At 64.1% G+C, this 11699-nt stretch carries 6 protein-coding genes; all 6 read left to right on the top strand.

The features are described 5' to 3' along the window. Positions 1-88: 88 nt before the first annotated feature. The 6 genes from NKJ84_RS04690 to cysW all read left to right on the top strand — a co-directional run bounded on the left by NKJ84_RS04690 (position 89) and on the right by cysW (position 11678). A complete protein-coding gene (locus NKJ84_RS04690) occupies positions 89-5569 on the top strand; it encodes an alpha-2-macroglobulin family protein (protein WP_352505541.1) in 5481 nt (1826 codons plus the stop codon). A 262-nt stretch (positions 5570-5831) separates the two neighbouring features. Beyond that, entirely contained in the window at positions 5832-7922 is a 2091-nt protein-coding gene (gene pbpC, locus NKJ84_RS04685) for a penicillin-binding protein 1C (protein ID WP_352505540.1), read from the top strand. A 54-nt stretch (positions 7923-7976) separates the two neighbouring features. Then, positions 7977-8681 carry a M15 family metallopeptidase gene (locus NKJ84_RS04680; protein ID WP_352505539.1) on the top strand — a complete coding sequence of 235 codons (705 nt, stop codon included), beginning with the start codon at positions 7977-7979 and terminating at the stop codon, positions 8679-8681. A 221-nt stretch (positions 8682-8902) separates the two neighbouring features. Further along, a complete protein-coding gene (locus NKJ84_RS04675; RefSeq protein ID WP_352505538.1) occupies positions 8903-9931 on the top strand; it encodes a sulfate ABC transporter substrate-binding protein in 1029 nt (342 codons plus the stop codon). Positions 9932-9949: 18 nt separating this feature from the next. Then, a complete protein-coding gene (cysT, locus tag NKJ84_RS04670) occupies positions 9950-10801 on the top strand; it encodes a sulfate ABC transporter permease subunit CysT (protein WP_023720880.1) in 852 nt (283 codons plus the stop codon). After that, positions 10794-11678, top strand: coding sequence for a sulfate ABC transporter permease subunit CysW (cysW, locus tag NKJ84_RS04665; RefSeq protein WP_254819066.1), 885 nt, complete (start codon positions 10794-10796; stop codon positions 11676-11678). Before cysT ends, cysW begins: the two co-directional genes overlap by 8 nt. Positions 11679-11699 lie beyond the last annotated feature (21 nt).

The following is an 11699-nucleotide window of genomic DNA, read 5'->3' as shown; positions in this document are numbered from 1 at the left end:
GGCAGGCGGATCCTGCCGCGTCCTGATGTTGACAAGCGCCACTGAAGCTTGAAGATTTCTGGACGTCAGCACTTGTCTGGAGGGGTTTATGGCAATGCGCGCGGCTCGTGGTCTATCGATTCTTTTCCTTCTCTTTTTTGCCTGGAGCGGTGTCGCGCAAGCGGCCGAAGCCCGGCGGGTGGTGACATCGGACAATTCCGACTATTTCGGTTTCGATCTCAGATCCGACCAGAATGTCAGCCTCGACCAGTGCAAGACCACCTGCCTCGGCGACCCGGCCTGCCGCGCCTTCACCTACAACCTCAAGGCCAAATGGTGCTTTCTTAAATCCGATTACAACTCGTTGAAACCCTTCAGCGGCGCCGTCGCCGGCAAGGTCGTCAACATCGATGGCGATCCCGACATCGGCGCGCCACCCGAACTCGCCTTCTTCCCGAACTGGATGGCAGACCAGGCCCAGCAATACCGCAACAAGCTCACTGGCCCGACCTACACCAAGCCGACCGAGGGGCTGACGGCGCTGAGGGCCGCCGCCGAACAGTCGGCGCTGACGGGCGATCATCGCGCGGCCATGCACAAATACGAGGCGGCGGTTTCGGCGTTGCCTGATGACGGCCAGCTCTGGCTCGAGCTGGCGCGCGAAACGCTTGCCGTCCATCCGACCGCCAACAGTTCGGAGCCGTCGACGCTGCCGGCGAACGCCACTTCCGCCGCCTTCAATGCCTACAAATTGCTGCGCACCACCAGGACGCGCGCCGACGTGCTGGCGCTGCTCGGGGACGGCCTTGATCGCCGCGATCTCTACAGGCCGGCCCTGCAGGCCTACGAGGCGAGCCTCGCTCTCGTCAATTCGCCGGCAGTCAGGGCCGCCTACCAGGATCTCAAGGCCCGCAAGGGCTTCCGCGTCATCGATCATACCGTCGATGCCGACACCAGCGCGCCACGCATCTGCGCGCAGTTCTCCGAGGAGCTGGTCAAGACCGGCGTCGACTACTCGCAGTTCGTTACTGTCGACAACGCCGCTCCCAAGGGCGTCGAAGCCAAGGACAAGCAGATCTGCGTCGAAGGGCTCGAGCACGGCCAACATTATGACGTGACCTTCCGCGCCGGCCTGCCGGCCGCCATTGGCGAGGTCACCGCGGCACCGGTGGTTCTATCGATATATGTGCAGGACCGCGCGCCTTCGGCCCGCTTCACCGGCGACAGCTTCGTGCTGCCCGCCGGCGCACGCCGCGGCATACCGGTCGTCACCGTCAACATGAATGCCGCCGAAATGAAGCTCTTCCGCATCGGCGACCGCTCGCTGGCCCAACTTCTGTCGGGATATCAGTTCCTGCGCCAGCTTGACGGCTACGACATTTCGAACATCTCCGAACAGATGGGCGAGCCGGTCTGGCAGGGCCAGCTCGACATCGCCAACGACCTCAACAAGGAAGTCACCACCTCCTTCCCAATCGATGAGGCGTTGCCGAAGCGCAAGCCCGGCGTCTATGTGCTGACCGCACAAGCCGTCGACGATCGCAGCGACGACTATGATTCGCACGCCACGCAATGGTTCGTCGTCTCCGATATCGGCCTGTCGACCTATACCGGACAGGATGGACTGAACGTCTTTGCGCGTTCGCTCGCAACCGCCAAGCCGATTGCCGGCGCCGAGCTGACGCTGCTGGCCAGGAACAATGAAATCCTCGGCACCGCGACCACCGACGCGGAAGGGCGGGCGGTGTTCAATCCCGGCCTGACGCGCGGCGACAGCGGCATGGCGCCGGCCGTGCTGATGGCCAAACAGGGCGACGACGATTTCGTCTTCCTCGATATGGGCCGCGCCGGCTTCGACCTGTCCGACCGTGGCGTCGCCGGACGGCCGGCACCTGGCGCGCTCGACGTCTATGCCTGGACCGAGCGCGGCATCTACCGCGCCGGCGAAGATGTCCATGTCGCGGCTCTTGCCCGCGACAGTGCCGCCAAGGCGGTCGAGAACCTGCCGCTGACCTTCATCTTCTCGCGGCCCGACGGCGTCGAGGACCGCCGCATCGTCAGCGACGGCGCGTCGGCCGGTGGTCACGCGGTCGACCTGCCGCTGGAACCCAACGCCATGCGCGGCACCTGGACGGTGGCGATCCATACCGATCCCAAGCAGGCGGCGGTTGCCAGCCAGATGTTCCTGGTCGAGGACTTCGTACCGGACCGCATCGAGTTCGACCTGTCCTCCGACAAGCAGGAGATCGCCCAGGGCGAGACCGCCAACATTACCGTCGACGGCCGCTTTCTCTACGGCGCGCCGGCCGCGGGCCTCGCGCTCGAAGGCGAATTGACGCTGTCGACCGCCCGCGATTGGGACCGCTTCAAAGGCTATTCCTTCGGTCTCGCCGACGAACAGTCGGCTGAACCGACAGTGACGCCCTTCACTGGCCTGCCGGTGGTCGGCGAGGACGGCAAGGCGACCTTCCCGGTCTCCGTCGATCAATTGCCATCCACCACCAAGCTGGTCGATGCCAAGATCACGGTCAGGATGCGTGAAACCGGCGGCCGTGCCGTCGAGCGCTCGCTGAATATCGGCATCCGCCCGCAGGGCCACATGATCGGCATCCGCCCGGATTTCGACGGAGACGAGGTGCCGCAAGGCGGCACGGCCAAGTTCAGCCTGGTCGCCGTCGACCCAGACGGCAAGCGTGAGGCGCTGAAGGGCGCACAGTGGTCGTTGGTCAAGGTCGAGCGCAGCTACCAGTGGTATCGCTCGAGCAACTCCTGGAACTATGAGCCGGTCACCTTCACCAAGGCGGTGGCCAACGGCCAGGTCGACCTGAGCGCCGATGGCGAGGCTACGGTGTCGCTGCCGGTCGACTGGGGCCGCTACCGGCTCGAGATCGAGACAGCGGATCCGGAAGGCCCGGCCACCAGCTATGAGTTCGACGCCGGCTGGTATGTCAGTTCCACCACCACCGAAACGCCCGACGGCCTCGAGATCGCCCTCGACAAGGATACCTATGCGGCGGGTGAAGTGGCCAAGCTCAAAGTGTCGCCGCACTTTGCCGGCGAGTTGCTCGTCACCATCGGCGCCGACAAGCTCCTGAAGACCGTCACCGCCAGCGTGCCGGCCGGCGGCAGCACTGTCGACATCCCGGTCGGCGACGACTGGGGCGCCGGCGCCTACGTCACGGCAACGCTATTCAGGCCGGGCGATGCGCAAGAGACACGCATGCCGGCGCGCGCCATCGGCGTCAAATGGCTGAAGCTCGATCCCGGCTCGCGGAAGCTTGCGGTCAGCTTGGCGACGCCGGGCAAGACCATGCCGCGCCAGCAGCTGTCGATCCCGGTCGCCGTTGCCGGCGTGCAGCCCGGCACCAACGCCTATGTCATGGTCGCGGCCGTCGACGTCGGCATCCTCAACCTGACCAACTACAAGGTACCGGATCCGGAGAACTGGTTCTTCGGGCAGCGCATGCTCGGTCTCGAGGTTCGCGACATCTATGGCCGGCTGATCGACGGCTCGCTGGGCACAACCGGTAAGCTGCGCACCGGCGGCGACGGCGCCAACATGCAATCGCAAGGCAGTCCGCCGACCGAAAAGCTGGTCGCCTTCTTCTCCGGCCCGGTCCAGCTCGACGCCGACGGCAAGGCGCGGATCGACTTCGACATTCCGCAGTTCAACGGCACCGTGCGCGTCATGGCCGTCGCCTGGACCAAGGAAGCGGTCGGCCATGCCCAGTCCGACGTCATCGTGCGTGATCCGGTGGTAATCACCGCCGGCCTGCCGCGCTTCCTGGCGCCCGGCGATTCCGCCCTCATGCGGCTCGACGTCGCCGACACCGACGGCCCCGCAGGCGACTACAAGCTGACCGTCAACACGACAGGCGACCTGTCAACCGGCAATGCCGCCTTGCCTGAAAAGCTGACGCTCGCCAAAGGCAAGCGGCAGACACTGACCGTGCCGTTGATTGCGCAGACCGCAGGCAACGCCTCGATCACCATCAGGCTTGCGCATGCCGACGGCACCGCCGTCGAGCAGACGCTCTATGTGCCGGTGCGCCCGGCGCAACTGCCGGTGACCACCCGCATGGTCGTCGACCTCAAGGGCAATGGCGGCGCGCTGCGCGTCGAGAAGGAACTGCTGGCGGCAAGCCTGCTCGATGGCGCTTCGGTCAGCGTCGGCGTTTCGCAGGCGGCTGCCTTCGACGTGCCGTCGCTGCTGATGACGCTCGACCGCTATCCCTATGGTTGCGCCGAACAGACCACCAGCCGCGCCATGCCGCTTCTCTACGTCAACGACATGGCTTCCGGCATCGGCATGGCCAGCGACCCCGATCTGCATGGCCGCGTCCAGGACGCCATCTACAAGGTGCTGAGCTACCAGGCATCGGCCGGCAGCTTCGGCCTGTGGGGTCCGGGTTCCGGCGATCTGTGGCTCGACGCCTATGTCACCGATTTCCTGACCCGGGCGCGCGAGCAGAAATACGACGTGCCGGCCTTGGCGATGAACCAGGCGCTGAGCAATCTGCAGAACGCGATCGGCTACGATCAGGACGTCCAGGATCGTGGCAGCGAGATCGCCTACGCGCTCTATGTGCTTGCCCGCAACAAGAAGGCCTCGGTCGGCGATCTGCGTTATTATGCCGACACCCAGCTCGAGGCCTTTACCAGCCCGATGGCCGTCGCCCAGCTGGCGGCGTCTCTCGCGCTCTACGGTGACACGCAGCGCTCGGAGGCAACCTTCCAGGCCGCGCTGCAACTGGCCAAGTCGACACCCGAATATGACTATTACCGATCCGACTATGGCTCGCCGCTGCGTGACGGCGCGGCGATCCTGGCGCTTGCCGCGGAAAGCAAGCCGGTTCCGACCATCGTGCCGGCGCTGATCCAGTTGGTGACCAGGGAACGCGCCGACGCTAGGTGGACCAGCACGCAGGACGAGTCCTGGATGCTGCTGGCGGCCCGGGCGCTGAAGGCCGGCAATGATTCGATCGCGCTGACCGTCAACGGCGCACCGCATGCCGGCGGCTATTCGGACCAGATCGCCGGTGGCGACCTGGCCGACAGTCCGCTGACCATCGTTAATACCGGCAGAAATCCGCTGCAGGCGGTCGTCACCACTGTGGCCTCCCCGATCCAGCCTCTGCCGGCCGGCGGCAACGGCTTTACCATCAGCCGTACCTACTACAAGCTCGACGGCACAGAGGCCAACGTGACGGAGGTCAAGCAGAACGAACGCTATGTCGTCGTGCTCAAGGTTTACGAGCAGAACACCTGGCCTTCGCGGCTGCTGATCACCGACCTGTTGCCGGCCGGCTTCGAGATCGACAATCCGGGCCTGGTCTCCAGCGCTCAGTTGACGAACTTCTCCTGGCTGGCTCAGACCGATGCCGCCCATCTCGAATTCCGCGACGACCGTTTCGTCGCGGCGTTCAATCCCAACGACGGCGACGGCGACCGCAACATCACGCTCGCCTACGTCGTGCGCGCGGTGACGCCGGGCACCTATGCCCACCCGGCGGCAACGATCCAGGACATGTACCGGCCGCAATATTCGGCCCGCACCGCCACCGGCATGATGGAGGTCAAGGCGCCGTAAGGCAAAAAAGGGCGGATAGGAATATGGCGATGGCACCGTCGCAAAGGATTTCGCCAATCTTCAGCGTTGCAGAAAGGGAGCCGAGGTCGCGGCCGGCTCTCCCTTCTCCCCTTGTGGGAGAAGGTGGCCTCGCGAAGCGAGGTCGGATGAGGGGTGTTCCAGCTTGGCACCAATAGCGCTCTGGCCAGCACTCCTCAACCGTCTCGGCGCTGCGCGCCAATCCACGTTCTCCCACAAGGGGAGAAGGGAGAAGGGCGGTGCCGTGCTCTCCAGAAGATTCCTCCGCCGAACTGCCATCACCGCCGCCGCTTGCGCCGGCCTCGTGGCCATTTCCGCCGTCGCCCTCTGGCAGCTCGACCGCGCATTTCCGCCGCCGCTGCCGGCTGCTTTGACGGTCTCGACCGAGGTGCAGGACCGAGACGGCCAACTGCTGCGCGCCTTCGCCACGCCGGACGGCTACTGGCGGCTCGCTACCAGCCTGGACCAGATCGACAAGCAGTTCGTCGACATGCTGGTCACCTATGAGGACAAGCGTTTCTGGGGTCACCAAGGCATAGATGTGCTGGCACTGGCGCGTGCCGCCGGCCAGTTCGCGACCAGCGGCCATATCGTCTCCGGCGGTTCGACGCTCTCGATGCAGCTCGCCCGCCTGATCGAACCACGCGACAGCCGCAGCCTCGGCTCGAAGATCAAGCAGATGCTGCGCGCCCTGCAAATCGAACGGCGGCTTTCCAAACGCGAGATCCTCGAACGCTATCTGACGCTGGCGCCCTATGGCGGCAATCTCGAAGGTGTGCGCGCCGCTTCGCTCGCCTATTTCGGCAAGGAGCCGAAACGGCTGACGGTCTCGGAGGCCGCCCTGCTCGTCGCCTTGCCGCAATTGCCGGAAAAGCGACGCCCTGATCGCAATCTCGAGATTGCCCACGCTGCCCGCGACAGGGTGCTGACCCGCATGGTCTCGGCAGGCCTGCTCGGCGAACGTGAGGCCGCGCGTGCCGCGCTCGAGGATGTGTCGGGGCTGCGGCGCACCTTGCCTGCGCTCGCTGCCCATGCGGCCTATGCAATGCTGCCCAAGGCCATCCCCGGCCAGAAGCTGCAACTGACGATCCGCAAGAGTGTCCAGGAAGGGCTGGAGCAGGTGGCGAAAGATGCAGCCGCCAGGCTCGGCCCTCGCCTCTCGGTGGCCATGGTGCTGGCCGATGCCCGCACCGGCGATATCCTTGGCGAGGTCGGCTCTGCCGATTTCTTCGATGCCACCCGTTCGGGCTGGATCGACATGACCAAAGTCGTCCGCTCGCCTGGCTCGACGCTGAAGCCGTTCATCTACGGCCTCGCCTTCGAGCAAGGCCTTGTGGCGCAGGAGATGCTGATCGAGGACAGCCCAACCGATTTCTCCGGCTACCGGCCGAAGAACTTCGACATGGGCTATCAGGGCGATGTCAGCATCAGGCAGGCGCTGCAATTGTCGCTCAACGTTCCGGCAATCCGCGTGCTCGACGCGGTCGGCCCGGCCCGGCTGATGGCGCGCTTTCGCCAGGCCGATGTGATCCCTGTACTGCCCGTCAACGAGGCGCCTGGCCTGGCAATCGGCCTCGGTGGCGTCGGGATGACACTGCGCGACCTGGTTCAGCTCTATGCCGGCCTTGCCAATGGCGGCAAGGCACACACGCTGCGTGACGGCACCGAGCCGGAGAATGCCGAACGCTCGACCACAACCATTCTCGACGGACAGGCGACCTGGCAGATCACCGACATCCTGTCAGGCGTCAAGCCGCCTCAGGGTGCCGCCCAACGCGGCATCGCTTACAAGACCGGCACCTCCTACGGCTATCGCGACGCCTGGTCGGTCGGCTTTGACGGCCGCTATGTGCTCGGCGTATGGGTCGGCCGCCCCGACGCCGGCGCGGTGCCCGGCCTGTCCGGCTACATCTCGGCGGCGCCCATCCTGTTCGAAGGCTTTGTCCGTTCCGGCCTGGCCGCCGTACCACTGCCAAGCCAGCCGTCCGGCGTCCGGCGTCCGAAACGCGAGGAGCTGCCGGTGACGCTGACGCGCTTCGGCGCCGGCACCGATGGGCTGGTGCAGGCGACGCCGACCGAGCCTGCGCCAACCATCATCTTTCCGCCAGACGGCGCCCGCGTCGACCTCGGCACTTCCTCGGCCGACGCCTCGCCGCTGGTTCTCAAGCTGCAGGGCGGCCGCGCACCGTTCCGCTGGCTGGCCAACGGCAAGCCGCTGGTCGGCATCGACCGGCGGCGCACCGCAACCTGGCAGCCGGACGGCGCCGGCTATTCGACCCTGACCGTGATCGACGCGGCGGGACGCGCGGCCAGCGTAAAGGTTTTTGTCGAGTGAAAATTTCCCTTGAATAGATTCCGGCAGGTGATTCAAGGGATTGGGGTTTACGCCTTGCTTTCCGCCGCCGGTATTTCCTCGGCCTTTGCTGACACCCTCCCCGCCGGCTTTGTTCGGCTGGCCGACATCGATCCCAGTATCCGGCAGGATATCCGCTATGCCGGCCTCGAAAATTTCCTGCATCGCAAGGTAAGCGGCTACGATGCGCCGGTATGCGTCCTCACCAGGCAAGCGGCGCAAGCGCTTTCGGCAGTGCAGAAAGCGATTGCTGCCGAAGGGCTGACGCTGGTCGTGTTCGACTGCTACCGCCCTGCGCGGGCTGTCTCCGACATGAGTGAATGGACAAAAACGGGCGGGCCACCGGACCCGCAATGGTATCCAAAGGTCAAGCGCAAGGATCTCATCGCCAAGGGTTATATCGGCGAACTGTCCACCCATTCGCGCGGATCGACGGTCGATGTCGCGATCGCCCGGGTCAACCATAAAAAACAGGCCGGCCGCACGAGCGCTCCGAAACCGGCCTGCGGCGCGACCGATGCCGACACGCTCGATTTCGGCACCGGTTTCGACTGTTTCGATCCGGCGAGCGAAACGGCTCACCGAGCGATAGACGATGAAGCCGCGGCTAACCGCAAAAGACTTGTCGAGGCGATGCGCGCCGGCGGCTTCAAGAATTACCCACGCGAATGGTGGCACTTCACGCTGGAAAACGAGCCGTTTCCAAGAGAGCGCTTCAACTTTCCCGTTACCGGCGAATAAGCTGCCGAAACCTCGTTCGGACGAGACGCAGCCATTGCCGAAGAGCTGGCCGTCTCTAGTTAATCGCGTCGGGAGCGCGATCATGGTCCATGCGGGAAAATAGTTCCTCGCATCGCCGAAACCAGGCGAAAAATTGCTTCAATGAGCCAAAAAAGGCAACATTGATTGCATCTAAATTCTATCAATTCGGTAGATTTGGCGCGAGTTCAACGGAGGCGGAAATGACCAAACCTCATTTCAGGAAACTGCTCGGCGCACTGGTCGCCACATCCGTCCAGTTCGGCACGCTCGGTTTCGCGTTTGCCGACACCACCATTCTCAACGTGTCCTATGATCCGACGCGTGAGCTCTATAAGCAATTCGATGAGGCCTTCATTGCCCACTGGAAGGCAGAGACAGGCGAGACGGTCACCGTCCAGCAGTCACATGGCGGATCCGGCGCGCAGGCTCGCGCCGTGATCGACGGCCTCGACGCCGACGTGGTGACGCTGGCGCTCGAAGGCGATATCAACGCCATCGTTTCGAAAGCGAAGAAGATCAATCCAGACTGGCGGACGAAATTCGAAAACAATTCGGCGCCCTACACCTCGACCATCATCTTTCTCGTCCGCAAGGGAAACCCCAAGGGCATCCATGACTGGGGCGATCTGGTCAAGGACGACGTCCAAGTGATCACGCCGAATCCCAAGACCTCCGGTGGCGCGCGCTGGAACTACCTCGCCGCCTGGGCCTATGCCAGCTCCAAGGATGGCGGCGACGAGGCCAAGACCAAGGAATTCGTCGGCAATCTCTATGCGCATGTCCCGGTTCTCGACACCGGTGCGCGCGGCGCCACCGTGACCTTCGCGCAAAAAGGGCTGGGCGACGTGCTGCTCGCCTGGGAAAACGAGGCCTATCTGGCGCTCGATGAGTTCGGCGCCGACAATTTCGATATCGTCTACCCGCCGACCTCGATCCTGGCCGAGCCGCCGGTCGCCGTGGTCGACGCCAATGTCGACGCCAAAGGCACACGCAAAGTTGCCGAAGCCTATCTGAGCTATCTCTATTCCAAGGAAGGCCAGACGCTCATCGCCAAGAACCATTATCGCCCTTCGAAGCCCGACCTGGTGCCGGCGGAGGACTTGGCCAAGCTGCCTGAGATCAAGCTGATCACCATCGACGACCCGCTTTTTGGCGGCTGGAAGAAGGCACAGCCTTATCATTTCGGCGATGGTGGTATATTCGACCAGATCTACAAGCCGGCCCAGTAGCATTTAGATCAGGACGACATGACCACAGCACCCGCCAAGGCGGGGTGGCGGTTCAGACAGCCGAGCGTCATTCCGGGTTTCGGATTGACGCTCGGCTTCTCGCTTGCCTACCTCACCCTCATCATCCTCATTCCCCTGTCCGGGCTGATCTGGCGCTCGGCGGCGCTCGGCTGGACCGACTTTTGGGCGATCGTCACCGACCGCCGCACCATCAACGCGCTTGAGATCAGCTTCGGCACCGCCTTCATTGCCGCCGCTGTCAACGTCGTCTTCGGCACGATCGTCGCGTGGGTACTGGTGCGCTACAGCTTTCCCGGCCGCCGCATCGTCGATGCCATGGTCGACCTGCCCTTCGCGCTGCCGACAGCGGTCGCCGGCATTGCGCTGACCACGCTCTACGCACCGAACGGCTGGATCGGAAGCCTTCTGACGCCGCTCGGCATCAAGGTCGCCTACACGCCGCTTGGCATCGTAATTGCGCTGATCTTCATCGGCCTGCCCTTCGTCGTCCGCACCGTGCAGCCGATCATGGAGGAGATCGACAAGGAGGTAGAGGAAGTGGCCGCCACGCTCGGCGCCAATCGCTTCCAGATCATCAGCCGCGTTCTGCTTCCCGGACTGGCGCCGGCCATCGTCACCGGTTTCGCGCTGGCCTTCGCGCGCGGCGTCGGCGAGTACGGTTCCGTCATCTTCATCGCCGGCAATCTGCCCTATAAATCTGAAATCGCACCGCTTCTGATCGTCATCCGGCTGGAGGAATATAATTACGCGGCGGCGACCGCGATCGCGGCGATCATGCTGGCACTGTCCTTCGTCATGCTGCTGGTCATCAACCTGGTGCAGACCTGGAGCCGCAAGCGCTATGGCTGACCCGGAGATCAAATCCTACGCGCCGCACCATGAAAGCCAGTCGCCGGCGGTGACCGAAAGCCGCACGGCGAGAACCGTGCTGATGGCCGTAACGTTTGCGTTCCTTGCCATCTTCCTGCTCTTGCCGCTGATCATCGTCTTCAAGGAAGCTTTCGCCAAGGGCATCGAGGCCTACACACAGGCGCTAGGCGAACCGGATACGCGCTCGGCGATCCGCCTGACGCTTCTGGTCGCGGCGATCTCGGTGCCGCTCAACATCGTCTTCGGCATTTCCGCCGCCTGGGCCATCGCCAAGTTCGAATTCAAGGGCAAGGCGTTCCTGACCACGCTGATCGACCTGCCCTTTTCCGTCTCGCCGGTCATTTCGGGGCTTGTCTACGTGCTCTTGTTCGGCGCGCAAGGCCTGCTCGGCGCCTGGCTCAAGGCGCATGGCATCGTCATCCTGTTTGCGGTGCCGGGCATCGTGCTGGCCACGATCTTCGTCACCTTCCCCTTCGTCGCCCGAGAATTGATCCCGCTGATGCAGGAACAGGGCAATGGCGACGAGGAGGCTGCCCTGTCGCTCGGGGCCAATGGCTGGCAGGCGTTCTGGTACGTGACGTTGCCCAACGTCAAGTGGGGATTGCTCTACGGCGTGTTGCTGTGCAATGCCCGCGCCATGGGTGAGTTCGGCGCGGTTTCGGTGGTGTCCGGCCACATACGCGGGCTGACCAACACCATGCCGCTGCATGTCGAAATCCTTTATAACGAGTACAATGCCGCCGCCGCCTTTGCCGTCGCTTCGCTGCTTGCCGGCCTGGCGCTCGTCACGCTGGTCTTGAAAACACTTCTCGAGATGCGCTACGGCGCCGAGATCGCCGCGACGCGCGGACACTGACAAATGCATGTCGCCCAAAAG

Origin of the sequence: Mesorhizobium sp. M0048 (assembly GCF_040323405.1) — a bacterium.
In the GTDB taxonomy this organism is placed as follows: Bacteria; Pseudomonadota; Alphaproteobacteria; order Rhizobiales; family Rhizobiaceae; genus Mesorhizobium.
The sequence above is the reverse complement of the archived record's forward strand: the minus strand, read 5'-3'. Positions and strand labels throughout refer to the sequence as shown.